Source organism: Lysobacter sp. DMC104, from assembly GCF_056313665.1.
This window is the reverse complement of record NZ_JBQUZW010000007.1, coordinates 45413-69295: the sequence shown is the minus strand read 5'-3', so window position 1 is coordinate 69295 and position 23883 is coordinate 45413. Positions and strand designations below refer to the sequence as shown.

Sequence of the window (23883 nt, the reverse complement as noted above, 5' to 3'; positions counted from 1 at the left end):
CGGCGTCGGTGGGACGAGGCTCAGTGGAGCTGGCGACGATGGCGGGCCGCCATCGCGCAGTCGCCGTGCAGCAGCAAGGCGGCGACGCGGACGAATTCCTCGATCTCGGCCAGCGCGTCCTCGTCGTCCTCGTCGCCTTCCTCCTGCGCGGTGGCGGCGGCGAGCTTCGCCAGGTCGGCCAACGCCTCGCGGCTGTCCTCGCCCAGCTTCGGATGCTGCCCCGCCGCCAGGCCGAAGCCGCCGAGGAAACCCCGGCACCAGTCGAACAGGGCGCCACTGCGTTCCACCAGCGGCGCGTCGGCGCCGGGGACCAGCAGCGCGAAACCGAAGTCGCGGTCCTCCATCTGCGCGACGCTGGCCGCGCGCAGGCGGTCGAGGGCGTCGCCGGCGACCGGCGCGGCGAGCGCGTCGTCGGCCAGCACCTGCGCCAGCCAGCGCGGGGAATCCTGCCCGCCGCCGGCCAGCCAGCCGCAGAGCGCACCGTGGAGTTCGGAGGCGCCGACGCCCAGCGTGCGGGCGCGGATCGCGCCGTCCACCGCATCGAGATCGGGCAATTCCGGCGTGGGCAGGGCTGACATCATCGGCGGTCGTCGGCGTCCTTCGGCGGTGGCGCAGTGTACAACGGCCAACCGTGCGGCCTCGCTCGGCAAGCGCCCCCGGAGCCCGTACACTGGGCGCTTCGCCGGGGGCGCCGGGGGGCCTCATGCCGGATACCGCGAACCTGCAGGTCTACCTCGCGCTGGCCGTGGCCGGCGCGGTGCTGCTGGTGCTGGTCTTCGCGCTGGGTCGCCGCGCACGTGCCGAGAAGCGCTACACCGCGCAACTGCGCGACCGCGAGGAGCGGCTGAAACTGGCGCTGTGGGCGTCCTCCGAGCAGTACTGGGACTACGACCTCAAGACCGGGCACATGCACCGGATGTGGGTCGAGACGCGCGGCCACCACGGCGACCTCCACGTCCGCACCATCACCGAAAGCGACCACAACATCCACCCCGACGACCGTGCCCAGGTCGACGCCAAGCTGCGCGCCCACCTGCGCGGCGAGGCCGAGCTGTTCATCTCCGAGCACCGCATCCTCGACCAGCGCGGCGAATGGGTCTGGGTGCGCGCCCGCGGCCGCGCGGTCGACACCGGCGGGAACGGCAACGGAGGCGATCGCGTGCGCCGGATCGCCGGCACCGCCCGCGACATCACCCGGGTGCGCCAGGCCGAGCGCGAGCGCCGGATCGCGATCGCCGTGCTGCGCAGCATGAACGAAGCGGTGATGGTGCTGGACCGCGACTTCAACTTCATCTCGGTCAATCCCGCCTTCACCCGCACCACCGGCTACGCCGAACGCGAGGTGATGGGCCAGAACGGCAGCCTGCTCGACAGCAACCAGCACGACCTCGCCTTCTACAACCGCATCCGCCAGCGCCTCGCCAACGAGGGCCACTGGGCCGGCGAGATGTGGCAGCGACGCAAGAACGGCCAGGAATTCCTGTGCCAGATCGAGTCCAACGCGACCGAGAGCATCCATGGCGAGCACCGCATCTACATCGCGGTGATCACCGACATCACCCAACAGAAGCGCGCCGAGCAGGAACTGCGCTACCTCGCCAACTTCGACACACTCACCAACCTGCCGAACCGCGCGATGCTGTCGGAGCGGCTGTCGCGGGCGATCGTCCGCGCGCGCCGGCAGGACCACCGCATCGCGGTGCTGTTCCTCGACCTGGATCGGTTCAAGGACATCAACGACTCGCTGGGCCACACCGCCGGCGACCGCATCCTGCGTGCGGCCGCGATGCGCCTGCAGGAAACCGTGGGCGAGCACCAGACCGTCGCCCGCCTCGGCGGCGACGAGTTCACCGTGGTGCTGGAGAACCTGAGCGAGCCGGCCGACGCCGACCGCGTGGCGCAGGAGATCATCACCGCGTTCGAAGCGCCGCTGGTGCTCGACGACCGCCAGGAGGTGGTGATCTCGCCGTCGATCGGCATCAGCCTCTACCCCGACCACGGCCAGGTGCCGACCGAGCTGCTGAAGCAGGCCGACACCGCGATGTACCAGGCCAAGGCCGCCGGCCGTCGCACGTTCGTGCGCTACGACGACCACATGGAGATCGCCAACCGCCGCCGCGCGCAGCTGTCGGGCGCGCTGAACAAGGTGATCGACCGCGGCGAACTGCGCCTGGTGTTCCAGCCGCGCATGTCGCTGATCGCCCGCCGCATCACCGGCGTCGAGGCGCTGCTGCGCTGGACCAGCGAGGACTTCGGCGAAGTGCCGCCGATCCAGTTCATCCCGCTCGCCGAGGAAAGCGGGATGATCCTGGAGATCGGCGAATGGGTGCTGCGCGAAGCCTGCCGCACCCTGCGCCGCTGGCGCGACGCCGGCCTCACCGACCTCACGGTGGCGGTCAACGTGTCGGTGCTGCAACTGCTGCGCGGCGACTTCAGCGAGATCGTGCGCCAGGCGCTGGCCGATACCGGCGTTCCGCCGCACGCGCTGGAGCTGGAACTGACCGAAAGCGTGCTGATGGCGAACGCCGAGCAGTCCGCGGCCAAGCTGCAGGCGCTGCGCGAGATGGGCGTGTCGCTGGCGATCGACGACTTCGGCACCGGCTATTCGTCGCTGGCCTACCTCAAGCGCCTGCCGATCACCACGCTGAAGATCGACAAGACCTTCATCACCGACCTGAACCGCGACCCGGACGACACCGCGATCACCACCACCGTCATCACCATGGCCCACTCGCTGGGCCTGACCGTGGTCGCCGAGGGCGTGGAGACCGAAACCCAACTGCGGTTCCTCGACCATTTCCGCTGCGACGAGATCCAGGGCTACTGGCTGTCCCGCCCGGTCGATCAGGACGCCTGCCTGCGGTTCATCCGCGAGTGGTCGCCTGCGGCCACCTCGGCCGCGGTCGCGGCGGGCGGCCGGGGCCCGGCGCCGGCCGGCACCGACCACGCTTGACCCCCGGCGGGCGCCTGCCTATCGTGCCCGGATGCAGACCGCCGACGCCATCGCCGAACTGCGCGCCCTCGCCGCCCGGGTGGACGCCCTCGCCCAGCGCGTGCAGCGCCTGAGCGAAGAGAACCGCAGCCTGCGCCTGCAGCAGGAGCAGATGGCCAGCGAGCGCTCGCAGTTGCTGGCGAAGAACGAGCAGGCGCGTTCGCGCGTGGAAGCGATGATCGCGCGACTGAAGTCGCTGGAACAGCACACGTGAGCCTGCGCCCATGAGCGAAGCGGTCAACATCCGCATTCTCGACCGCGAGTACACCGTCGGCGTCGATCCCGAACAGCGCGAAAGCCTGCTCGCCGCGGCGCGGCTGCTCGAGACGAAGATGCGCGAAGTGCGCGGCGGCAATCGCATGGCCGCGGTCGATCGCGTCGCGGTGCTCGCGGCGCTGAACCTCGCCCACGAACTGGAACTCATGCGCGAAAGCCAGCGCGCGCGCGATCGCGAACTCGCGCAGACGCTCGCGGACCTGAACCGCAGGCTCGACGCACTGCCCGGCACGGACTGATCGGTCTCCACCGCGCCACGCCGCGCGGGAAACACGACACACGATGTTCCACGCGTTGCGCAGGCTGCGTGCCGCATGTTTTCGCGACGCACGGCGCTTGCCATCGCGCACGACGCGCCTATACTGCGCCTGCGTCCTCTGCCGTGACCGACGGCGTGCGCAAACATTCGCCTTGTCCCTTAATGACGACCACGGGGGCGCAACGGAATCCGGGTGTGCATGTCCGCCTTCGCAGCGGGAAGCCCGATGGAAGCCAAGCGTCCCCACTTGAACCCCGGGTTCAAGGTCGTTTCGCACGCATCGACATGGCGGAGGATGCCTTCGATTTCCCGGTGCGCCGCGTGCGCACCCGAGCGGGCCCGCGTCGCATGACGCGGGCCTTTTCGTTCGCGGAATGCGAACGATCCGCGATGCGGCGATGACGCGTCGGCCACATGCGCCGCAGCGCTTTGATGTCGACGTGACGCATGGCGCACAATGCGCGTCGACTTCCGCTTCCGCGCTCCGCGCCCCGTCGATGCCTCCTGCCCCCGATCCCGCGCGCGACGCCCTGCGCCGCAGTCTGCGCGACCGCCGCCGCGCCCTCGCGCCCGCGACGCGCATCGCGGCGGCCGAAGCGCTCGCCACGCGGCTGCTGGCGCTGCCGTTCGCGCCGCAGAGCGGCCACGTCGCCGGCTACTGGGCGATGGACGGCGAGATCGCGCTGCACGTCTGGCAACTGCGGCTGCCGCCGACGGTGCGCTACTGCCTGCCGGTGCTGGGCGAGGACGGCCGGCTCGGCTTCGCGCCCTGGCGCGCGGGTGAGGCGCTGGCCGCCAACCGGTTCGGCATCCCCGAACCGGTCGCCACGCCGCTGCCGGCCGACGCGATGGACCTGATCGTCACCCCGCTGGTCGGCTTCGACGCCGCCGGCCACCGGCTGGGCATGGGCGGCGGCTGGTACGATCGCACCCTCGCCTTCCGCCGCAGCGCCGCAGCGCCGCCCTGGCTGGTGGGCGCCGGCTTCTCGGTCCAGCGCGAAGACGCCCTGGCCGTCGAAGACTGGGATGTCCCGCTGGATGCGGTCTGCACCGAAACCGACACGTTCCTTCCGCACACGCCGCCCGCATGAGCCGCACTCGCCACTGGCTGATGAAGTCCGAACCCGAGGACTTCTCCATCGACGATCTCGCCCGCGTCCAGGTCGAGCCCTGGACCGGCGTGCGCAACTACCAGGCGCGCAACTTCATGCGCCAGATGCAGGTCGGCGACGGCGTGCTGTTCTATCACTCCAACGCCGACGTGCCGGGCGTGTACGGCATCGCCGAGGTCGCCACCGCGGCGTATCCCGATCCCACCCAGTTCGACCGCAAGTCGAAGTATTTCGACGAGAAATCCACGCGCGAACAGCCGCGCTGGGACCTCGTCGACGTGCGCCACGTGCGCACCCTCGCCCGCGGCATCCCGCTCGACGAGATCCGCGCGCAGGCCGACCGCCTCGGCGAGGACTTCGCGTTGATCCGCAAGGGCAACCGCCTCTCCGTGCTGCCGGTGACCGCCGCGCAGTGGAAGATCATCCTTTCCCTCGAATAAGTGTCCATTCCATGTCCGAAGCGAAACGCCTGGCCGCCGAGAAAGCCCTCGACTACGTCGAGGACGGCATGATCGTCGGCGTCGGCACCGGCTCCACGGTCGCCTATTTCATCGACGGCCTCGCCCGCATGAAGGACCGCATCCAGGGCGCGGTCTCCAGTTCCGAACAGAGCACCGCGCGCCTGCGCAGCCACGGCATCGACGTGCTCGAACTCAACGCCACCGGCCCGCTGTCCCTGTACGTGGACGGCGCCGACGAATGCGACGGCCACAAGCGCCTGATCAAGGGCGGCGGCGCCGCGCTCACCCGCGAGAAGATCATCGCCGAGGCCAGCGCGAAGTTCGTCTGCATCATCGACCCGAGCAAGCAGGTCGGCATCCTCGGCCGCTTCCCGCTGCCGGTGGAAGTGATCCCGATGGCGCGCAGCCTGGTGGCGCGCGAGATCCTGCGCATCACCGGCGGCCAGCCGGTGTGGCGCGACGACGTCGTCACCGACAACGGCAACTGGATCCTCGACGTGCACGGCCTCGCCATCACCGACCCGGTCGGGATGGAGCGCGACCTCAACCAGATCCCCGGCGTGGTCAGCGTCGGCCTGTTCGCGCGCCGCCCCGCCGACGTGGTGATCGTCGGCGGCGAACCGCCGACGGTGCTGTAAGCCGCCGGCCCGCCGTAGCGCGTCGATGCTCTGGCTGGTCTGCCTGCTGACGATCACGGCATACCTCTTCGTCTGTCTCGCGGCATTCGTCCACGCCAACGGCTTCCGTCTCGCAGGCGTCGGCGTCGCAAGCGTGCAGATCGGCGCCCTTTTCGAGGGCAAGGGCCTGCGGCTGCGGGTCGCCGGGATTCCGGTCACGATCGGCCCCTTGCCCTTGGGCAGCACCGTGCGCAGCAAGTCGCTCCATTCCGGAGATCCCGCCGACGGAACCGTCGGCGGCAAACCCTTCGAATCGCTCCCGCGCTGGCGCGCGGCGTCGATCACGATCGAACCATTCGTCCTGCTGCTGCTCGGGCTGCTGATGACGCCGTGGATCGATCTCGACACCGTTCTGGCCGTGCCCGGACACATCGTCGCAGGCACGCTTGCGCCGCGTACGGCGGCGCAAGTGATGATCGCCGACTACATCGCCATGGCGGCTGCGTCGCCGGCGGAAGCGATGTCCCGCATCGCGCTGTGGCTGACCGTGCTCAATCTGCTGCCGATCCCGCTGCAGCCCATGGGGAATGCGCTGACGCTGCTCGCCGTGGGGCACGACCGGCGTTTCACCCGCTGGGTGCACGCCGCGTCCTACCTCGGCCTGACGATCCTGCTCCTGGCCTGTGCTTCCTGGGGGTACGCCCTCTGGACCTACCCCGCCGCGGGCTGACGCTGGCTGCGATCAGCGGATGTTGCCGATCGCGTTCTTCGCGGTGTCGTGGCGCGCCTTCAGCACGCCGCCTTCCACGCCGAAGACCAGGTCGATGCGGATGCGCTGCGGTGCGGCCATGCGCACCTGCGTCTTCAGCGTGTCCTTGAGGCCGCTGGTCGCTTTCTCGACCACGACGCTCAGCACGTAATCGCCGTCGCCCAGCGGCTCGGTGACGTCGACATCACCATTGGCGCGGCGCTGGCTGGCCAGCGGCGCCGGCGTGGCGGTGCGCGCGTACGAGGCGGCTGCGGCGCCGCTGCCACCACCGGACAGGCTGCCGACCGACGACACCGCGGCCGACACGATGCCCGCGCCGGGGCCTGCGTCCGCAGCGGACGCGGCCTGCCCCGGTGCCAGCGGCGCCAACGCCAGAGCGTCCAGATCGGCGCGGTAGCCGCTGCCGTCGGGAAGCGTCACGGTGCAAACCGTGGCGCCGCACGCGATCGCCAGACTGGCGCCCTGCTGGATGGCGCTGCCGGCGGCATGCAGGCCGGCATTGACCTTCTCCCCGAAGGTCGCACCCTGCGTCTGCTTCGGCACCGTCACGTTCATGGAGATGCGGTTGGGCATCCCGCCGTTGATCCCGTTGATGCCGCTCGCCGCGGCGGCACCCACCGCCAGCAACCCCGCACTCAGCACGATTCCCCGCAGCACGCTGGTCATGGCACCGCCCCCGCTCGTGGATGAGGGCCGAGTATGGCCACACCGGCGAAGCGGCCTCCAGCTGGCGGCAACCGTGGCCTGCCCGCCGTTCATGCTCGGCCGCCGGTCGGCGGTGGCCTCGACGCCCGACCGGCGGTGCCATAATCCCCATCCCGGTCCGGCGACCGGGCCCGGGGCTCGTCCCCACCGAACCATCCGCACGCCCGTTGGGGCGGACGTGCCGCAGCCTTCCTGCGACCCGCCCCATGACCCTGCGCTGCCTCTTCGTCGACTTCAATTCGTACTTCGCCTCGGTCGAGCAGCAGGACGACCCGCGCCTGCGCGGCCGGCCGGTGGGCGTGGTGCCGGTGATGGCCGACACCACCTGCTGCATCGCCGCCAGCTACGAGGCCAAGGCCTTCGGGGTGAAGACCGGCACACCGGTGTGGGAAGCGAAGCAGCGTTGCCCGGACATCGTGCTGCGGCTGGCGCGACCGGCACGCTACGTCGAAGTGCACCACGCGCTGATGGACGCGATCCAGGACTGCATCCCGCACGGCACCCCGGAATCCATCGACGAAGTCCCCTGCTGGCTGATCGGCCGCGAACGCCTGCGCGAGAACGCGATCGAAATCGCCGGACGCATCAAGCGCACGATCCTCGATCGCGGCTTCGATGCCATCGGCTGCTCCATCGGCATCGCGCCGAACAAGTTCCTTGCCAAGACCGCGTCCGACATGCAGAAGCCGGACGGCTTGGTCGTGCTGGAACAGGACGACCTGCCGCATCGCCTGCACGCGCTGACACTGCGCGATTTCTGCGGCATCGGCCCGTCGATGGAGAAGCGCCTGAAGCGCGCGGGCATCCACACGGCGGAACAACTCTGTGCCGCCACGCGCGAACACCTGCGCGCGGCCTGGGGCAGCATCGAGGGCGAACGCTACTGGCTGCAACTGCGCGGCTTCGAGCTGCCGGCACGCAAGAGCGAACGCGGCTCGGTCGGGCATTCGCACGTGCTGGGGCCGGAGCTGCGCAGCTACGACGGCGCACGCTCGGTGCTGTTCAAGCTGCTGGCGAAAGCAGCGATGCGCCTGCGCCACGAAGGTTTCCTCGCCGGCGGGCTCGCCATCCGCATGCGCTTCGTCGGTCGCGACGAGCGTTTCGAGCGCGATCTGTCGTTCGCGCCGATCGACGACACCCCGACGTTCCTCAAGCTGCTCGGCGACAGCCTGCGCCCGCTCGAACGCGCACTCGCGAACGGCCGCTGGAAGGAACGCCGCCATCCGCCGCTGTCGGTGTCGGTGACGCTGGTGCAGCTGGAGCCGCGCGGCGCGATCAGCGGCGAGCTCATGCCCGAGCGCCACCGCAGCCGCGAGATGAGCGCCGTGCTCGACAGGATCAACCAGCGCTACGGCAACAACGCGCTGTACTTCGGCGCGATGCAGCACGCGTTGGCCGAGAAGGCCGCACCGATGCGCATCGCCTTCGGCCAGATCCCGAAGACCGACCTCGAGGAAGACGTCGGCATCGCGCAGGAAGCGCTGGACGGCCACGAGCTGTGGCTCAAGCGCGAACGCCAGTTCAGGGTGATGGCGGAAACCGCGCATCGACTGGCGCGGGAGAAGGAGCGACAGACGTCGCCCCGTTCCTGAAGCCTCCGCCTCCTGCATGACGGCACGGGCGGGGAACCCCCGCCCGGCCTGTCGTGCATCACGCCAGCGTCACCGTCAACGAATACGTCCCGCCGCTGAAATCCGCGCGTTCCTCGACCACCACCGCCCCGGACTCGAGCCATTTGACGATCGGGCGGGCACCGCGGCGATATTTCGCCGCGACCGGGAACTCCAGGCTGCCGTCGTCGTCCTCGAACGAATCCTCCTCGACGATCTTCAGCTGCAACCGGTCGACATAGGTGACGTACGGCGGGAACCACGGGTCGAGCGCACGGGGGCTGCCCGTGTCGAAATTGCCGAGTTCGCTGTTCTTGACGACGGCGACGCTGACGCCGTCCGCGAACAGCTCGATCGCGATGTCGTCGGACCCGAGGTCGAAGGGGCTGTCGGTTTCCTCGATGCACAGCAGGCACGCGTCCTGCGGCGCCGGAAGCCCGGCCAGGGGATTGATCCCGTCACGCGTCTTGAGGCTTTCATAGCCCTCGGGCATGTAGAGCACCGACACGTCCGAATCCCACGACAGCGAGAACTCCGAGCCGGCGAAGCCGCTTCCGGGCTGGCGCTGCGCGACCACGAAGTAGTGTCCCGCCGGCAATTCGGCCTGGAGCGACAGCGTGCCCGTCGCGTAATCGGTATTGGCCACGACGTCCAGCGTGTCCGGCCCGGCCTCGCGGCCCACGATCAGCCGCATCGGCGCACCGGCGGTGCTGCATGCGCAGTCGAGGCGGATCCGCTGCGGCTTGCCGCTGCTCGTTTCCAGCACGTCGAATTCGAAATAGCGTGCATCCACCACGCGCTCGCCGTCGGCGAGACGGCACTCATAGCCGCTGTCGGGCACGCCGATGCGGTGGTTCGAGTGCACCACCTGCCGATGCACCAGCACGATCGCGTCCTCCAGGCTGGTGCCGAGGTAGCGGCGGATGTTCAACGCGAAATCCTGCCTTGCATGGCGATCCTCCGCCTGCACCTTCACGAAGATCGGCGCATCCGGGAACACGTACTTGACGCCGCGCTCGGCGCCGCGATCCAGCGTCTTGTAGACGGCCAGCGGCTGGCTCAGATTCTTCTTTCCGTACACCGACAGGGCGGCGCCGAAGGTCGAAAATTCGTAGGTGCCGGCGTTGCGCACGCAGAACCAGCGGATCTGGCCGGCACGCAGCCGGCCGCTCGCGCCGAACGACGGCGAGGCCTCGTCGCAGGTCACCGGCACGCCGCGCGCGGCGCTGCTGCCCGGCCCGCGATGGTCGGGCATGAAATCCGCGGCGACCGGCCAGTGGTCGCTGGTGAAGGACAGGGTCGTCGCCGTCCGCCGCAGCGCATGGTCGATGAAGGCATGCTGCAGCGTGCGGTTGCCGGTGCCGGCACGGGTGACGAAGTAGTCGTAACGCCGGTCGCCATGCGTCGTGGGTACGGTGGTGCCGGGATCTTCGGGGTGGATCAGGCCGCCACCCACGGCATCCCACAGGTGCGGGCTCTGCTCGAACGCGACCGCATCCCAGTAGTCCGCGGGACCGCGCATCGGCGCCGAGAAGCGCGCCGTCCATTCCCTGCCCGCATCGCCGGCATCCGGCAGGCTCATCGTGCCATCGACGTTCATGTCGCCGCAGTGGGCGAAATCGTATTGGGTCGTGCCTTCGGTGATCAACGGTTGCAGGTTGGCCCAGGCTTCCTCGATCTGCGAGCGGCGGATGTCCTCGTGCTCATCGTCGTCCCCATCGCTGGCCTGCATGTGCGTGGCGCCGATGACGAATTTCCCGCCATCGGGCAGCAGCAGGCGGATCGCCAGCGCGCCTTTCTCGGACAACGCATCTTCGTTCTCCCGCTGCGAATACGGCTTCCAGTTGATCGCCGGCAGCGTCTTCGCCTCATCTTCCGGATCGGGCTTCCGGTCGAACGGGAAGCGACTGAACAACATCAGCCCGCTGTCCTCGGATTTTGCAAAGAGGTCGAACAGACCCAGCGTGAGCGCACGCAGGCCGACGGACAAGGCGACGAAACCCGCGCTGTCCGTGTCCGACAGCGAGGAAGCGAAACCGCGATCACCGCCGATGCTTTCGACATAGTGCGGATATTTCGACTTCAGGCCCGCGACGAATTTCTCGCGTGCGTCTTCGTCGAAGACCTCGTTGAGGCAGACGATGTCGTAGTCCCATGGCGACGCCGCGATGCGGCGCGCGATCTCTTCGGCACGCGCCTCGTTGTCGACATTGTCGACGATCGGGCGGCACTGGACGTTGTAGGTGAGGACACGCAGGTGCATGGGGATTCTTCCTTCCGATGGATGAGGGGGCGACCGGGAGCGGCCCGATCGACGAAGTCGATCAGGCACGAGGTGCGAAGGGGAATGCGTGAATCGTGAACGTGAACGGGGATCGCATGTGCCGATCGCCCCGCCCGCAAGGGCAGAGGTGCACGGCGGCACATGGTCGAGAGTCACGCGTGAAACGCCGCGATGCGGACAGACCGATGTCCGCATCCGGCCGCAATGCGAGCGCGAACGCCAGTTCAGGGTGATGGCAGAAACCGCGCATCGCGAGGCGCGGGAGACATCGCGGCGGCCGTCACCGCGGCCGTGATGCCGCCGGAACGCGGCCCGACGAAGCCGCGCGCGATGCCCGTCAGTTGAGCAGGATATTGCGCAGCCGCTGGCGCATGCCTTCCGGGATGCCGCGCGAGAACGTCACCCGCCGGTCTCTGGACAGCGTGATGAAGCCCGCGGGGAGCCTGGCTTCACGCATGACGTCCGCGACGTGCTCGCGCGCCCGCGGCGGCAGGTCCGCGCCAGCGATCCGGATCTGCCCGTTGCGGATCCGGATCGTGGTCCGGCTGAAGGGCGATGGCAGCAGACCGATCCCGACCAGCAGCCACCAGGCCGGGACGACGAGGATGAGGATGCGGATGAGCAGAGGCACCATGACAATCACCGGGGATGCGGCAGGCCGGCGCACGGTGCGCCGGCGGGAACGATGCGCCACAGCATAGCGAAACCGATGCGTCGGACGGGATCTGGCTCACCGCTGCGACGCTGCCGATCACGCCGGACATCGAACGACGCACTCGCCTGCGTACCAGACACATCGTCCCTTTGATTGTCATCCCGAACGCGGGCGAAGCCCGCGGAGGGATCTGCTGTTGGCATCAGGCATTGATCGAATCTCGCGGCTCGGCGATTCGTTCATGGCGGGCTGGAGCCCGCCCTACGAACCTGCGCCAATCTCGCAATCATTTGCTCTGCTCCGAAGCACTCTTGGCGGCAGCAGCATCTGCTGCCGCAGCTGCAGCCTCAGCTGCAGATTGGGCCGCATCCATCTCGTCAGCAATTCTCTGATTCTCTACTCGCTTTTTCTCTGCAATTTCTGAAGCAGAAAGAGGAAACTTACGACGGCACGCATCCCGTATCACAGCAACCGCTGCCGACGATTGAGACCCTTTTATCTCTGCAAGAATGCAATCTTCGTATGTGGAATAGCTCGGCCCATTCTGGCAGCCGGAAAAAAGCATGGTCACACAGGTCCACACACATATCATCCGCAATTTACTCATAGGCCGATCCATTGGCATTGATTGCCCGATGAAATTAGATTTGACAAATGGCATAAAAATCAATCCTCAACATCAACCTGCCGCAAACCCCTCCCGCGTCAGATTCACCGCGTCGCCTTCCGTGCACACGACGTCGTCCTCGATGCGGATGCCGCCGTACGGTTTGAACTGCGCGACGCGGTCCCAGTTGATGCTGGGGCCGAGGCCCTTGTCCTTGAGTGCGTCGAGGAGCATGTCGATGAAGTAGATCCCCGGTTCGATGGTGACGACCATGCCGGGTTCGAGGGTGCGGGTGAGGCGCAGGTACGGGTGGCCGTCGGGCTTGGGAATTGTGCCGCCGGCATCGGAGGCGGCGAAGCCGGCGACGTCATGCACCTGCAGGCCGATGCCGTGGCCGATGCCGTGCGGGAAGAAGGCGCTGCTGACGCCGGTTTCCACCGCGACTTCGGGCGAGACATGGATCAGCTCGAAATACTTGAGGATGCGGGCCAGCGAGAGGTGCGCGTCGAGGTGGATCTGGCGGTAGTCGATGCCGGCGCGAACCTGCGCGCACATGCGCAGCTGCGCGGCGTCGACGGCGTCGATCATCGCCTGGAATTCGCCGTTGGTGTCGGCGGCATAGGTGCGGGTGATGTCGCAGGCGTAGCCGCGATGGCTGGCGCCGGCGTCGATCAGGAAGCTGCGCGCGTGCGCCGGCGCGGTGCGGTCGCGATCGGTGTAGTGCAGCACCGCGGCATGTGCGTCGAGGCAGACGATGTTGTTGTACGGCAGGTCGTTCGCGTCCTGGCGCGCGGCCTGGCAGTAGGCCAGGTGGATGCCGAACTCGCTGGCGCCGGCGCGGAACGCGCGCTCGGCCGCACGGTGCCCGCGCACGCCCCAGCGCGTGGCCTCGCGCATCATCGCGATCTCGTACGGCGTCTTGTACGCGCGGTGGTAGTGCAGGTAGTCGAGCACCGCCTGCGGGTTGTTCGGCGCATAGGCGCCGTACGCGCCGAGCGCGCTCTGCGCTTCGCCGAGGATCGCGCAGCGCGCGGCGTTCTTCGGCAGCAGGTGCTTCGCGTCGTCCGCCTCGCGGATGACATGGATGTCGAAGTGCTCGACCCATTCGCCGCTCGGCGCCTGCGGCACCACGTGCCAGTAATCGTGCGGCTGCAGGAAGATCAGCTGCGGGCGCTGCCCCGGCGTGTAAACCAGCCAACTGCCCGGCGCGTTGGTGAGCGGCAGCCACGCCTTGAACTGCGGATTGACCGCGTACGGATAGTCGCGATCGTCGAACAACTGGTAATGCGGCGTGCCGCTGGGCACCACGAGGTGGTCGAAGCCGCCGCGCTCCAGCGCCGCATCGGCGCGGGCGCGGACGACGGCAAGGTGGTCGGCATACAGGCGGGACGGATCGGCGGTCATGGCAGGCTCGCGGGAAGTGGGGAAAACGACCGCGCCCACGGGCCGGCCGGACGATCAATCGTAATGCGCACCGGGCGCTTCGACCCAGGCATGCAGCGCGTCGCGATGGGCGTCGCTCATGGAGATGAACCGGAAACCCGCCCACGACTGGCCGGGCGAGCTGGCGCGATCCAGCCACAGCAGGTGCATGCCGGCCTCGATGTCGGTGGCGCCGTCGCCGGGCAGGCGGAAGCGGAACTGGTACAGCGCGTCCTCGGTCAGCGGCACGCTGGCGATCAGCAGCATGCCGCCTTCGGACAGGTTGCCGACCCGGCCGACGATTTCCTCGGTCATCACGTCGGCGACGCGCACGGTCTCGGCGACCTTGCGCCGCGGGGAACGCCGGTGTTCGCGGGCGGTCATCGTGCATCTCCCTTCGGCGGCGGCGCGGACTCATCGCCGATCAGGCCCGGATAGGGCTCGACGGTGCGCAGCGGCGGCGGCGCGGCGGTGGCGACCGAACGCGCGGCCGCGCCTTCCAGCGGCGCGACGGGCGCGGCCGGGGAGGAGCGCACGGCGATGTCGGCCGGCGGCGCCTCGGGCTCGTCGCCGGCATCCTCGCGACGGTTGCCGGTGAGGCTGCGCAGGGCGTTCATCGCGGCGTGCCAGGCGCGGTCGACCAGGCCGGCGCGCTGCGCGGTGACGATGCGCACCTGGTCCTTGGCCATCATCCGCGCCAGGCTGTCGAGCGAGTGCTCGCCGACGCGCTGGCCGCGCTGGTTCACGAACAGCGCGTTGCCGGTGACCGGGCTGAACCACGACATGCGGCGGCGGATGACGTCGCCCTGCTGGTTGGTGACGAATTCCAGCCACGTGCCGAAGGGCAGCAGGCGCAGCTGTTCGTAGCATTCCTGTTCGTGCTCGCTGCGCGTCGGCAGGTCCGGCTTGCGCGCCTTCTGCGCTTCCTCGCCCAGGCGCACGCGCGCCTTGAGCTTCATCGTCAGTTCGGTGCGGGACTCGCCGTCCTCGTCCTCACGCAGGCTGCTCGACAGGCGCCGGGCGATGACGTCGGCTTCCTCGTCGTGGTAACCGACCTGCTTGAGCGCACTCTCGACGTGCGTCTTCAGCGCCGGGTGTTCGGCGTCGGTGTCGCGATGGGTGCAGGCCGCGACGATCTGGCGGGTGGCGTCGAGCTGGCGCTTCCACTCCTCCGAGCCTTCGCCGTGGCGCAGGAAGGTGAGCGTGAGCACATCGGCCCACGACTGGTTGAGCAGGGCGCGGGTGAACTTGGGCAGCGACGCGTCGCCCATCACCTCGCCCAGGACCTGTTCGGCGCGCTGCTTGGCGGCCTCCAGCTTTTCCTTGCCGCGCGCGGCTTCGACGTGGCGCTTTTCGAGGGTTTCGGCGCGCCTCACCTGCGCGTCGATGTGGGTCCTCAGCTGCTGGTTGCTGTGCTCGAAGACCGTGACGTCGCCGTCGAAATGCTTGACCGCGTGGGTGACGGCCTCCTGCAGCGGCGACAGCAGCGCCGGGTCGATGTCGTCGTCACCCAGCCACTTCGCCGCGGTTTCCGACACCGTGCTCAGCAGCTGGCGGGCCGGGTGGTTCGGGCGGACGAAGAAGGCGCGGTCCTGCAGCGCCACGCGCAGCAGCGTGACCTGCAGGCGCTTGACCAGCGCCGCCGCCGGGGCGTCGTCACGGATTTCCTGCTGCAGGTGGTTGTACAGCAGGCCCAGCAGGTCGAAGGTGTCGTTGTCGGCCGGGGCCAGCGCCACCGGCTTGCCGTACTGCTTGCGGGCCTGGGCCAGCAGCGACTGTTTGATGTCCTCGATGGTCGCCGCGCCGCCGGGCATCGTGGGCTCGGCGTCCATCCGCCCCAGCGTCTGCAGCAGGTCGCGGGTGGTAATCGGGGTTTCGGTGCGTGCCCCCGGCGGAACCGGATTCAGGCGTTCGTTCTGGAGCCGGCGCTGGCTGAGCAACTGGTGCAGTTCACGGAACGCCTGCATCTCGTTGACTTCGGTCTGCGGCATCGCCTGGCCGAGCCAGACGGTGTGCGGGCGATTGGCGTCGTACGGGGCATCGCCACCGCCGCCCGCGCCGGCACCCTGCGCGCCGCTGCCGGCGGGCTGACCGCCACCGGGACCGCTGCCGAAGCCGCCGCGCGAACCACCGGACATCCCGGACGTGCCCTCCGCCCCGCTGGCGCGGGGCGGGCCGCCGGTGCGACCCTCGCCCTGCGGCGATGGCGCGCCACCGGCCGGTTCGGACCCGCGCTTCGCCGCCGGCTCGGACAGCGGCCGCACGGTGGCCGCAACGTCGTCCTCGCTGGCGGCGCCGCTGCGCGAGCGCATCGGCACGTAGCTCAGGCCGGGCAGCACGCCCTCCTCCAGCAGCAGCGCATCGAGCTTCTCGCACAGCGCCGGGTACTGGACCATCACCCGGCGGTCGAACGTGCGGTAGAACAGCAGCCGTGCACTGTGGTCGAGCTGGAGCGGCTCGGCGGCGTGGCGGATCGCGCGGCACAGGGCCTGCGGGCCCAGCGGGATGCGTTCGCCGTCGAAGGCCGGTGCGGCCGCCAGCACCGCGAAGCGCTGGCCCAGCAGGTGCAGGACGAGGTTGGTGCGCGATTCCTGGCGCGACGCGATCTCGTGCAGCACCGCACCCTCGTCCATCATCGATTCGTCGACGAGACTGAGGTTGCGGAAATTGAGCGGTTGCGGCGGTGTCGACGGCGGACGCGACAGGCTCGGCACCACGCCGGGCCGGCGCAGGCCCGCGAGGCCGGCCTCCAGCAGCTGCATGAAGCGCGGCACCAGGTCGTGCCGGTTCAACCGCACCACGCGCAGGATGTGCATGTAGTCGGTGCCGACGGCACCGCCGCCGGTGGTGCCGCCACGCTCGGCCAGCCGGAAGAGTTCTTCCTCGAAATCGGAGATGGCGGTGACGAGGTTCCGCTCCAGCTCCTCGCTGACCAGCGCCAGCGTCCGGTCGAGCGTGCGCCGCACGCGGCGAGGAAGCCCGGCAGTGGCCAGGGTCTTCGGCACGGGGTCATGCGGGTCGGTCGGCGCTGCCATCTCAACCTGTCGAAGTGCGACGGTAGCCGCATTTCTTAACATGTCCGGCCACTTCGAGCCAACTTCCACGGCCAATCCGACGGATGGTCAACGACATCCGCGGCCTCAGGCCACCGGCCGGGCGCCGGTCTCCGCGGATTCGGCGGCGTCGGGCAGGAACCGCGCGATCACGTCGTTGGCGAAGCGCAGCCCGGTTTCGGTCGGCCGCACGTGCTCGCCTTCGACGACCAGCCAGCCGACGTCCATCGCCTCCGCCAGCGGCGTGGCGATCGCCGCCCGCGGCAGCCCGGTGCGCGCCTCGAACGCCGCCAATGCGAAGCCCTCGCGCAGCCGCAGCAGGTTCAGCATGTACTCGAACGGCCGCTGCGCCGGCGCGATGTCGGTGTCGCCGCCGATCGCTGCCGCGGTACCGGCCTGGGCCAGGTAGGCGGCAGGATGCTTGTGCTTCCAGCGCCGCAGGATCCGGCCTTCGCCGCCTTCGCCAGCGTCTTCCAACCCGGCCGGCAGGGTGAGCTTGCCGTGCGCGCCGGCGCCGATCCCGAGATAGTCGCCGAAGCGCCAGTAGTTGAGGTTGTGCGCGCACTGGCGGCCGGGCCGGGTGTAGGCGCTGATCTCGTACTGCGCGTAGCCGGCGGCGGCGAGCGCGGCCTGGCCCTGCTCCTGCATGTCCCAGGCGAGGTCCTCGTCGGGCAGGTGCTCGGGCGGGCGCACGGCGAAGACGGTGTTGGGCTCCAGCGTCAGCTGGTAATGGCTGATGTGCGCCGGCGCCAGCGCGAACGCGCGGTCGAGGTCGTGCAGCGCCATCGGCAACGTCTGCCCGGGCAGCGCGTACATCAGGTCGAGGTTGAGGTTGTCGAGGCCCGCGTCCTGCGCCAGCTTCACCGCGGCCTCGGCCTGCGCGCTGTCGTGGATGCGGCCCAGCCGGCGCAGGCAGCCGTCGTCGAAACTCTGGATGCCGAACGACACGCGATTGACGCCGGCGCGCAGGTAATCGCCGAAGCGGCCGTGCTCGGCGGTGCCGGGATTGGTCTCCAGCGTGATCTCGCAGCCGGGCGCGAAGCGCAGCCGCGCGCTCGCCGCCTGCAGGAAGCGGTCGATGGCCTCGGCCGGGAACAGGCTGGGCGTGCCACCGCCGAAGAACACGCTGTGCACGGTGCGGCCCCACGCCAGCGGCAGGTCGAAGTCGAGATCGGCGATCAGCGCATCGACGTACCCCGCGAACGGCGGCGGTCCGCCGGCGCCGTCGCGGTATTCGTGCGAGTTGAAGTCGCAGTACGGGCACTTGCGCACGCACCATGGCAGGTGGACGTAGAGCGAGAGCGGCGGGTGAAGCAGCGCGGGTGCGGACCACTGGTCCGCGCGCTGCTGAACGCCCGGCCATGGAAGGCCGGGCCGGGGATTCGACTCGCGATCACCCGCCGCCATGGATGGCATCCGCGCGCGCATCGTGCTGCGCAATTTCCGAAAAACGCGCGCGCAGCATGTCCAGCGCGCGGCCGCGATGGCTGATGCGGTTCTTCAGCGCGGCGTCGAGTTCGGCCGCGCCCTGCCCGCGTTCCGGATCGAAGAACACCGGGTCGTAGCCGAAACCGCCGGCGCCGCGCGGCGCATGCAGCACGCGGCCTTCCCACGTGCCTTCGGCGATCAGCGGCTGCGGATCGTCGGCATGGCGCAGCAATGCGAGCACGCAGACGAAGCGCGCGCTGCGACGCGCGTCGGGCACGTCGCGCAGCGCGTCGAGCAGTTTCGCGATGTTCGCCGCGGCGTCGCCGTGCACGCCGCTGTAGCGCGCGCTGTACAGCCCGGGCGCGCCGTCAAGCGCGTCGACGCAGATGCCCGAATCGTCGCCCAGTGCGGGCAGGCCGGTGGCGCGCGCGGCATGCCGCGCCTTGAGGATCGCGTTCTCGACGAAGGTCAGGCCGGTCTCGTCGGCGTCCTCGACGCCGAATTCGGACTGCGCGTGCAGCTCGACGTCGAGATCGCCCAGCAGGTCGCGCAGTTCGGCGAGCTTGCCGGCGTTGCCGCTGGCGAGGACGAGCTTCATCCGCGCGGTTCCACCAGGTCCCAGCGGTTGCCGTACGGGTCCTCGAACACCACCACGGTGCCGTAGGCCTCCTCGCGCGGCGACTCCACGAAATGCACGCCCTTGGCGAGCATCGCGGCGTGGTCGCGGTGGAAGTCGTCGGTGTGCAGGAAGAAGCCGACGCGACCGCCGGTCTGGCGGCCGATGCTCGCACGCTGCGCATCGTTCGCGGCCTGCGCCAGCAGCACGCCGGTCTCGGCGCCCGCGGGTGCGACCACCACCCAGCGCTTCGCGGCGTTGCCGGGCACGGCGCCGAGCAGGCGGTCCTCGCGCAGCTCGAAGCCGAGCGCGTTGACGTAGAAATCGATCGCGCGGTCGTAGTCGTCGACCACCAGCGCGAAGCAGGCGATGTGCTTGCGTGCCGTCACGATGCTCAGCCCGCCAGCGCCGCGCGCTGCGCCTCGAACAGGTCGCGAATGCCGTGTTCGGCGAGGCCCAGCAGCGCGTCGAGTTCGTCGCGACGGAAGGCGTGGCCTTCGGCCGTGCCCTGCAATTCGATGAAACCGCCGCCGTCGTTCATCACCACGTTCATGTCGGTGTCGCAGTCGCTGTCCTCGGCGTAGTCGAGGTCCAGCACCGGCACGCCGCGATACACGCCGACCGACACCGCGGCGACCGCGCCGTGGATCGGGTCGCGGGTGATCTCCTTGCGCTTCTGCAGCCAGCGCACGGCATCGATCAGCGCGACGTAGGCGCCGGTGATCGCCGCGGTGCGGGTGCCGCCGTCGGCCTGCAGCACGTCGCAGTCGAGGGTGATGGTGCGTTCGCCCAGCGCGTTGCGGTCGACGCAGGCGCGCAGCGCGCGGCCGATCAGGCGCTGGATCTCCAGCGTGCGCCCGCCCTGCTTGCCGCGCGCGGCCTCGCGGTCGCTGCGGGTGTGCGTGGCGCGCGGCAGCATGCCGTATTCGGCGGTGATCCAGCCTTCGCCCTTGCCGCGCAGGAAACCGGGCACCTTGTTCTCGACGCTGGCGGTGCACAGCACGCGGGTCTCGCCGAAGCAGACGAGGACCGAGCCCTCGGCGTGGCGGGTGTGGCCGCGTTCGATGCGGACCGGACGCAGTTGGTCAGGACGGCGGCCACTGGGGCGGGCGATGGTCATGCGGCGGTGCTCGGCGTGCGGGCGGCGCAGTCTAGCACCGGGGCACCGGGGCACCGGCGGCCATCGCACCGGGCACCGGCCCCACCCGCGCGCCGGATGGCGGACAATGGCGCCCCCGCCGACTCCGGCGCCCGGCCAGGACTTCCGATGATCCGCAGCATGACCGCCTTCGCCGCCGCCGAGCGGAGCACGCCCTGGGGCACGCTCGGCTGCGAGCTGCGCGCGGTGAACCACCGCTTCCTCGAAATCGGCACGCGCCTGCCCGACGACCTGCGCGCGGCCGAGCCGGCGCTGCGCGAACGGATCGCGGCGCGGCTGTCGCGCGGCAAGCTCGACCTGACCATGCGCCTGCGCGCCGACGAGCGCGACGACGCACTCCAGCTCAACGCCGCGCGCGTGGCGCAACTGGCGGCACTGGGCCGCAACCTGCAGGAGCACTTCCCGGCGATGCGGGTGGAAATGACCGATCTGCTGAAATTCCCCGGCGTGCTGCAGTCGCACACCGACGATCCGGCGGCGCTGCACGCCGAGGCGCTGTCGCTGCTGGACGAAACGCTGACGCAGTTCGTCGAGGCCCGCGAACGCGAGGGCGGCAAGCTGGCGACAGTGATCCTGGAGCGGGTGGACGCGATCGCGAAGCACGCCGCCGATGCGCGCATGCTGATGCCGGCGATCCGCGCCGGACAGCGGCAGAAGCTGGAGAACCGCCTCGCCGACCTGCCGCAGCCGCTGGACCCGGGCCGCTTCGAGCAGGAGCTGGTGCTGGCGCTGCAGAAGCTCGACGTGGACGAGGAATTGGACCGCCTCGACAGCCACATCGCCGAACTGCGCCGCGCGCTGAAGCAGAAGGAGGCGGTGGGCCGCCGGCTGGACTTCCTGCTGCAGGAGTTCAACCGCGAGGCGAATACCTTCGGCTCGAAGTCGGTGGACGCGCGCACCTCCGCGCTGGCGGTGGAGCTGAAGGTGCTGATCGACCAGATCCGCGAGCAGGCCCAGAACATCGAGTGACCCGGCCGCCCCGACGGGCGAACGGTCGCCGGCCGGGGAACGGGGTACACTCCCCTCCCCCCGGCCCGGGCGGCCTGCGCCGCCTCGCCCGCCGGAACAACGAATCGAGCCAGCGAAAGCGAACATGCGCGGAACCCTCTTCATCGTCGCGGCCCCGTCGGGCGCCGGCAAGTCCAGCATCGTCAACGCCTGCCTGGCGCGCTTCCCCGACATCGCGCTGTCGATCTCGTTCACCTCGCGCGGCATGCGCCCGGGCGAGCGCCACGCGCAGCACTACCACTTCGTCAGCGAGGACGAGTTCCGGCGGATGATCGATGCCGGCGACTTCTTCGAGTGGGCGAACGTCCACGGCGACCTCAAGGGCACCGCGCGGCAGTCGGTGGAGCCGCAGCTCGCCGCCGGCCATGACGTCCTGCTGGAGATCGACTGGCAGGGCGCGCAGCAGGTGCGCCGGCACGTGCAGGACGCGGTGGGCGTGTTCATTCTGCCGCCGTCGCGCGAGGCGCTGGAAGAGCGCATGCGCAAACGCGGCCAGGACAGCGAGGACACCATCGCGCGTCGGCTGGCGAACGCGCGCGAGGAAATGTCGCACCACGACGAATTCGAGTACGTCATCGTCAACGAGACGTTCGAGACCGCGGTCGACGAGATGTGCGCGATCTTCACCGCCAGCCGCCTGCGCCGCGAAGCGCAGGCCGTGCGCCACCGCGCGCTGATCGAGACGCTGCTGGCCTGATCCGCCGCAGCAGGGCCGCGCGAACGCGGCCCCGCCCGATGCCCGACGCCGGCCTCAGCGGCCGGACACGCTCCGGGCCTGCTCCTGCGCGACCTGCGCCTCGGCCGGCTTCGCCGCTTCGGCCATGCGACTGCTCTGCTCCACCGTCTGCGTGGTCGCCTGCGTGTAGTCGACGTACGAGTTCTTCGATGCCGGGTTGGTCGGATTGCCTTCGACCGCGATCAGCAGCGTTTGCCCGTTCGGCGTGTTCGCCTTGGCGACGTGGTCGATCGAGCCCAGACCGCTCGCCTTCGCGTCGGCGGCCACGGCCGCGGCCGCCTTCGTCAGCTCGTCCTGCGACTTGAAACCGCCGCCGGGGCCGAGTTGCTGGAGGTTCGCCAGGGCCTGCTCGTACAGCCGGTGATCCGGGTGCTTCGGATCGGCGATCGACGGCTGCCCACCGCGGTGCGCCGGCGCGTCGGGCTTCGGCGGCGGCGTCGCACCGGCATCGCTGCGCTGCGGCGACGGGTGGGATTCGCCCGGATGCGCGGGCGCCTGCTGCTGAGGCGGCTGCTGAGGCTGCTGCGGATGCGTCTGCTGCGGATGCGCCTGCGTCTCCGCCGGATGCACCGGCGTCGGCGCGCGCTCCTGGCCCGGCTTCTGCGGCAGGCCGAGTGCCCCCAGCGTGTCGTGGCCGGCCTTGCCGTCCACCGACAGCCCGTGCTGCGTCTGGTACTTGCGCACCGCGGCTTCGGTCATGTCGCCGTAGTAGCCGGTGGTCGGCAGCGGCTGGCCCTTGTCGTCGCGGACGCCGGCCTTGTTCAGCGCTTCCTGCAGGTGCTTCACCGCATCGCCGCGCTCGCCGTGCTTGAGCACGCCGTCGGCCATCGGGTCGCGCGACGCCGCGGGCGTCCCGGTCTGCGCCGGCGGCGGCTGGCCGCGATCCAGCGCGCGATGGAACGCCAGCCGCTGCTCGTAGTAATCGACCGCCTGATCGACCGTGTAGCCACGCTGCACCTGGCCGTAGGGCGATCCGGGCAGCGACGCCCATTCCTTGCCGCCGCGTTCGATCGCGCCGCGGATGTCGCCCTGCTCCAGTTCGCGCATCACGCCGCGATCGCGCATCTTCGCCACCGCGATGCGGTCCTGGCTCTCGGGCGAGAAGTCGTCGATCTTGCGGTCGTAGCGATTGCGCATGTCCTCGACGTCGACCAGCTTCATCTGGTAGCGACCGACGTTGTAGCGCAGCTCGTCGCGCGGCAGCGTGCCGTTGTCGGCGATCGCCGATTCCGGCATCAGTCCGCGACTGCCCGGCACGCCGTTGCGTTCGCGGTAACCGGACGGCGAACCGTCGGCATTGAGCGAATGCCCGACTTCCTTCCACGCCACCAGATCGAGGTAGGCGCGCACTTCCGGCGTCTGCTGGCGCAGGAACGCGCTGGCCGCGAACGGCTCGGATGCGGCCGCCGTGCGCGCGGGCGACGGTGCCTGCGCGTCGACCGTGCGCACGTGTTCGTGGTCGCGACCGCCGCGGGCCATCAGTTGGTCGAGGCCGTCGCCGTTGCGGGCGATGTCGTTGTAGTACTTGTACGGCGTGGTGCCGTTGGCGTCGGCATGCACCGGGCGGCCTTCCAGCACCGCCTTGCCGGCACCGTAACCGCCGAGGTGCGAGGCCTTGAGGAAACCGGCGACGCGCTCGGCCGGAGCGTGTTCGTCGAGCACGTGTTCGCGCACGGCGCGGGCGTACAGCTTGTCGCAGTTGGTCTTGAACGCCTTGTCCTGCACGTCGGCCGAGGCCTTGTACCTCTCCAGGCTCAGGCCGTCCTTCCAGTTGTGATCGTCCTTCAGGAAACGGGTCATGCCGCCGTTGCTCGCCCACTCCCATTCGGTGCGGGCGCCGGAGGCCTTGAACGCCTTGTCGTACTTCTCGCGGTCGACCAGGCCCGCCTCGACCAGCCAGCCCGCGCCGGCCTGGTAGCGGCCGACGTAGCCCTGCCTGTTGGTGACGGCAAGGTCGCCGCCGCTGCTTTCGGTGAGTACCGTCGACGCGACCAGGCGCCGGGTCTCGGCCTGATCCAGACCGGCGATGTTGCCCTGGTGGTACGCATTGGCAGTGGCCACTGCCCTCTGTCGATCATCAGCCATGGTGTTGCCCCTCGAGTGGATATCGACGT

The 23883-nt window shown here is 69.7% G+C and carries 23 protein-coding genes and 1 other RNA gene; 11 read left to right on the top strand and 13 right to left on the bottom strand.

The features are described 5' to 3' along the window. Window positions 1–20: 20 nt before the first annotated feature. Entirely contained in the window at window positions 21–578 is a 558-nt protein-coding gene (locus ACT53R_RS10585; protein ID WP_476171837.1) for a UPF0149 family protein, read from the bottom strand. Between the two features lie 125 nt (window positions 579–703). Between ACT53R_RS10585 and ACT53R_RS10580 the strand changes: the two genes are divergently transcribed. The 8 genes from ACT53R_RS10580 to ACT53R_RS10545 all read left to right on the top strand — a co-directional run bounded on the left by ACT53R_RS10580 (window position 704) and on the right by ACT53R_RS10545 (window position 6447). Then, window positions 704–2953 carry a putative bifunctional diguanylate cyclase/phosphodiesterase gene (locus ACT53R_RS10580; RefSeq protein ID WP_476171836.1) on the top strand — a complete coding sequence of 750 codons (2250 nt, stop codon included), beginning with the start codon at window positions 704–706 and terminating at the stop codon, window positions 2951–2953. Window positions 2954–2984: 31 nt separating this feature from the next. Beyond that, window positions 2985–3206 carry a TIGR02449 family protein gene (locus tag ACT53R_RS10575; RefSeq protein ID WP_476171835.1) on the top strand — a complete coding sequence of 74 codons (222 nt, stop codon included), beginning with the start codon at window positions 2985–2987 and terminating at the stop codon, window positions 3204–3206. A gap of 10 nt (window positions 3207–3216) precedes the next feature. After that, window positions 3217–3507 (top strand): cell division protein ZapA, encoded by a 291-nt coding sequence (locus ACT53R_RS10570; protein WP_476171834.1) that lies wholly within the window; start codon window positions 3217–3219, stop codon window positions 3505–3507. A 132-nt stretch (window positions 3508–3639) separates the two neighbouring features. Further along, a non-coding RNA gene (gene ssrS, locus ACT53R_RS10565) (6S RNA) lies at window positions 3640–3826 on the top strand. Between the two features lie 198 nt (window positions 3827–4024). Continuing rightward, entirely contained in the window at window positions 4025–4618 is a 594-nt protein-coding gene (locus tag ACT53R_RS10560; protein ID WP_476171833.1) for a 5-formyltetrahydrofolate cyclo-ligase, read from the top strand. Then, window positions 4615–5079, top strand: a complete 465-nt coding sequence (locus tag ACT53R_RS10555) for an EVE domain-containing protein (protein ID WP_476171832.1) — start codon at window positions 4615–4617, stop codon at window positions 5077–5079. Before ACT53R_RS10560 ends, ACT53R_RS10555 begins: the two co-directional genes overlap by 4 nt. An 11-nt stretch (window positions 5080–5090) precedes the next feature. Beyond that, a complete protein-coding gene (gene rpiA, locus ACT53R_RS10550) occupies window positions 5091–5738 on the top strand; it encodes a ribose-5-phosphate isomerase RpiA (RefSeq protein WP_476171831.1) in 648 nt (215 codons plus the stop codon). A 25-nt stretch (window positions 5739–5763) separates the two neighbouring features. Further along, the gene (locus ACT53R_RS10545; RefSeq protein WP_476171830.1) at window positions 5764–6447 is read left to right on the top strand and encodes a hypothetical protein; all 684 of its coding nucleotides are present in this window, start codon (window positions 5764–5766) and stop codon (window positions 6445–6447) included. 12 nt (window positions 6448–6459) lie between these two features. On the opposite strand, the gene ACT53R_RS10540 is transcribed toward ACT53R_RS10545, so the two are convergent. Then, complete coding sequence (locus ACT53R_RS10540) at window positions 6460–7152, bottom strand: hypothetical protein (protein WP_476171829.1); 693 nt, start codon at window positions 7150–7152, stop codon at window positions 6460–6462. 245 nt (window positions 7153–7397) lie between these two features. On the opposite strand from ACT53R_RS10540, the gene ACT53R_RS10535 reads away from it, so the two are divergent. Next, the gene (locus tag ACT53R_RS10535; RefSeq protein ID WP_476171828.1) at window positions 7398–8783 is read left to right on the top strand and encodes a DNA polymerase Y family protein; all 1386 of its coding nucleotides are present in this window, start codon (window positions 7398–7400) and stop codon (window positions 8781–8783) included. Window positions 8784–8841: 58 nt separating this feature from the next. On the opposite strand, the gene ACT53R_RS10530 is transcribed toward ACT53R_RS10535, so the two are convergent. The 10 genes from ACT53R_RS10530 to rph all read right to left on the bottom strand — a co-directional run bounded on the left by ACT53R_RS10530 (window position 8842) and on the right by rph (window position 19986). Beyond that, entirely contained in the window at window positions 8842–11064 is a 2223-nt protein-coding gene (locus ACT53R_RS10530) for an endonuclease/exonuclease/phosphatase family protein (protein ID WP_476171827.1), read from the bottom strand. 358 nt (window positions 11065–11422) lie between these two features. Then, window positions 11423–11719 carry a DUF3634 family protein gene (locus ACT53R_RS10525; RefSeq protein ID WP_476171826.1) on the bottom strand — a complete coding sequence of 99 codons (297 nt, stop codon included), beginning with the start codon at window positions 11717–11719 and terminating at the stop codon, window positions 11423–11425. A 307-nt stretch (window positions 11720–12026) separates the two neighbouring features. Then, entirely contained in the window at window positions 12027–12401 is a 375-nt protein-coding gene (locus ACT53R_RS10520) for a hypothetical protein (protein ID WP_476171825.1), read from the bottom strand. Between the two features lie 18 nt (window positions 12402–12419). Continuing rightward, window positions 12420–13751 carry a Xaa-Pro dipeptidase gene (gene pepQ / locus ACT53R_RS10515; protein ID WP_476171824.1) on the bottom strand — a complete coding sequence of 444 codons (1332 nt, stop codon included), beginning with the start codon at window positions 13749–13751 and terminating at the stop codon, window positions 12420–12422. A gap of 54 nt (window positions 13752–13805) precedes the next feature. Further along, window positions 13806–14153 (bottom strand): PilZ domain-containing protein, encoded by a 348-nt coding sequence (locus ACT53R_RS10510; protein ID WP_476171823.1) that lies wholly within the window; start codon window positions 14151–14153, stop codon window positions 13806–13808. Beyond that, window positions 14150–16774, bottom strand: coding sequence for a DUF1631 family protein (locus ACT53R_RS10505; RefSeq protein ID WP_476171822.1), 2625 nt, complete (start codon window positions 16772–16774; stop codon window positions 14150–14152). Before ACT53R_RS10505 ends, ACT53R_RS10510 begins: the two co-directional genes overlap by 4 nt. A gap of 135 nt (window positions 16775–16909) precedes the next feature. Further along, complete coding sequence (gene hemW, locus ACT53R_RS10500; RefSeq protein WP_476171821.1) at window positions 16910–18229, bottom strand: radical SAM family heme chaperone HemW; 1320 nt, start codon at window positions 18227–18229, stop codon at window positions 16910–16912. Then, window positions 18216–18848 carry an RdgB/HAM1 family non-canonical purine NTP pyrophosphatase gene (rdgB, locus tag ACT53R_RS10495; RefSeq protein ID WP_476171820.1) on the bottom strand — a complete coding sequence of 211 codons (633 nt, stop codon included), beginning with the start codon at window positions 18846–18848 and terminating at the stop codon, window positions 18216–18218. Before rdgB ends, hemW begins: the two co-directional genes overlap by 14 nt. Further along, complete coding sequence (locus tag ACT53R_RS10490; protein ID WP_476171819.1) at window positions 18845–19255, bottom strand: VOC family protein; 411 nt, start codon at window positions 19253–19255, stop codon at window positions 18845–18847. The genes rdgB and ACT53R_RS10490 overlap by 4 nt, the downstream gene beginning before the upstream one ends. Window positions 19256–19260: 5 nt before the next feature. Continuing rightward, window positions 19261–19986, bottom strand: a complete 726-nt coding sequence (gene rph / locus ACT53R_RS10485; protein WP_476171818.1) for a ribonuclease PH — start codon at window positions 19984–19986, stop codon at window positions 19261–19263. Window positions 19987–20133: 147 nt separating this feature from the next. Between rph and ACT53R_RS10480 the strand changes: the two genes are divergently transcribed. After that, window positions 20134–20994: a YicC/YloC family endoribonuclease gene (locus ACT53R_RS10480; RefSeq protein WP_476171817.1), complete on the top strand. Its 861-nt coding sequence runs from the start codon at window positions 20134–20136 to the stop codon at window positions 20992–20994. 124 nt (window positions 20995–21118) lie between these two features. Further along, window positions 21119–21730 carry a guanylate kinase gene (gmk, locus tag ACT53R_RS10475; RefSeq protein ID WP_476171816.1) on the top strand — a complete coding sequence of 204 codons (612 nt, stop codon included), beginning with the start codon at window positions 21119–21121 and terminating at the stop codon, window positions 21728–21730. A 54-nt stretch (window positions 21731–21784) separates the two neighbouring features. Here the strand turns inward: gmk and ACT53R_RS10470 are convergent, their stop codons facing one another. Continuing rightward, a complete protein-coding gene (locus ACT53R_RS10470; RefSeq protein WP_476171815.1) occupies window positions 21785–23854 on the bottom strand; it encodes an XVIPCD domain-containing protein in 2070 nt (689 codons plus the stop codon). Window positions 23855–23883: the final 29 nt, after the last annotated feature.

Bases quoted from the DNA above. Each gene is read 5' to 3' on its own strand.
- rdgB (WP_476171820.1), bottom strand. From the start codon at position 18,848: ATGAAGCTCGTCCTCGCCAGCGGCAACGCCGGCAAGCTCGCCGAACTG.
- ACT53R_RS10585 (WP_476171837.1), bottom strand. From the start codon at position 578: ATGTCAGCCCTGCCCACGCCGGAATTGCCCGATCTCGATGCGGTGGAC.
- ACT53R_RS10525 (WP_476171826.1), bottom strand. From the start codon at position 11,719: ATGGTGCCTCTGCTCATCCGCATCCTCATCCTCGTCGTCCCGGCCTGG.
- ACT53R_RS10560 (WP_476171833.1), top strand. From the start codon at position 4,025: ATGCCTCCTGCCCCCGATCCCGCGCGCGACGCCCTGCGCCGCAGTCTG.
- ACT53R_RS10535 (WP_476171828.1), top strand. From the start codon at position 7,398: ATGACCCTGCGCTGCCTCTTCGTCGACTTCAATTCGTACTTCGCCTCG.
- ACT53R_RS10470 (WP_476171815.1), bottom strand. From the start codon at position 23,854: ATGGCTGATGATCGACAGAGGGCAGTGGCCACTGCCAATGCGTACCAC.
- ACT53R_RS10510 (WP_476171823.1), bottom strand. From the start codon at position 14,153: ATGACCGCCCGCGAACACCGGCGTTCCCCGCGGCGCAAGGTCGCCGAG.
- pepQ (WP_476171824.1), bottom strand. From the start codon at position 13,751: ATGACCGCCGATCCGTCCCGCCTGTATGCCGACCACCTTGCCGTCGTC.
- hemW (WP_476171821.1), bottom strand. From the start codon at position 18,229: ATGGCGGCGGGTGATCGCGAGTCGAATCCCCGGCCCGGCCTTCCATGG.
- ACT53R_RS10570 (WP_476171834.1), top strand. From the start codon at position 3,217: ATGAGCGAAGCGGTCAACATCCGCATTCTCGACCGCGAGTACACCGTC.
- ACT53R_RS10575 (WP_476171835.1), top strand. From the start codon at position 2,985: ATGCAGACCGCCGACGCCATCGCCGAACTGCGCGCCCTCGCCGCCCGG.
- rph (WP_476171818.1), bottom strand. From the start codon at position 19,986: ATGACCATCGCCCGCCCCAGTGGCCGCCGTCCTGACCAACTGCGTCCG.
- ACT53R_RS10480 (WP_476171817.1), top strand. From the start codon at position 20,134: ATGATCCGCAGCATGACCGCCTTCGCCGCCGCCGAGCGGAGCACGCCC.
- ACT53R_RS10555 (WP_476171832.1), top strand. From the start codon at position 4,615: ATGAGCCGCACTCGCCACTGGCTGATGAAGTCCGAACCCGAGGACTTC.
- ACT53R_RS10580 (WP_476171836.1), top strand. From the start codon at position 704: ATGCCGGATACCGCGAACCTGCAGGTCTACCTCGCGCTGGCCGTGGCC.
- ACT53R_RS10545 (WP_476171830.1), top strand. From the start codon at position 5,764: ATGCTCTGGCTGGTCTGCCTGCTGACGATCACGGCATACCTCTTCGTC.
- rpiA (WP_476171831.1), top strand. From the start codon at position 5,091: ATGTCCGAAGCGAAACGCCTGGCCGCCGAGAAAGCCCTCGACTACGTC.
- ACT53R_RS10520 (WP_476171825.1), bottom strand. From the start codon at position 12,401: ATGCCATTTGTCAAATCTAATTTCATCGGGCAATCAATGCCAATGGAT.
- ACT53R_RS10540 (WP_476171829.1), bottom strand. From the start codon at position 7,152: ATGACCAGCGTGCTGCGGGGAATCGTGCTGAGTGCGGGGTTGCTGGCG.
- gmk (WP_476171816.1), top strand. From the start codon at position 21,119: ATGCGCGGAACCCTCTTCATCGTCGCGGCCCCGTCGGGCGCCGGCAAG.
- ACT53R_RS10530 (WP_476171827.1), bottom strand. From the start codon at position 11,064: ATGCACCTGCGTGTCCTCACCTACAACGTCCAGTGCCGCCCGATCGTC.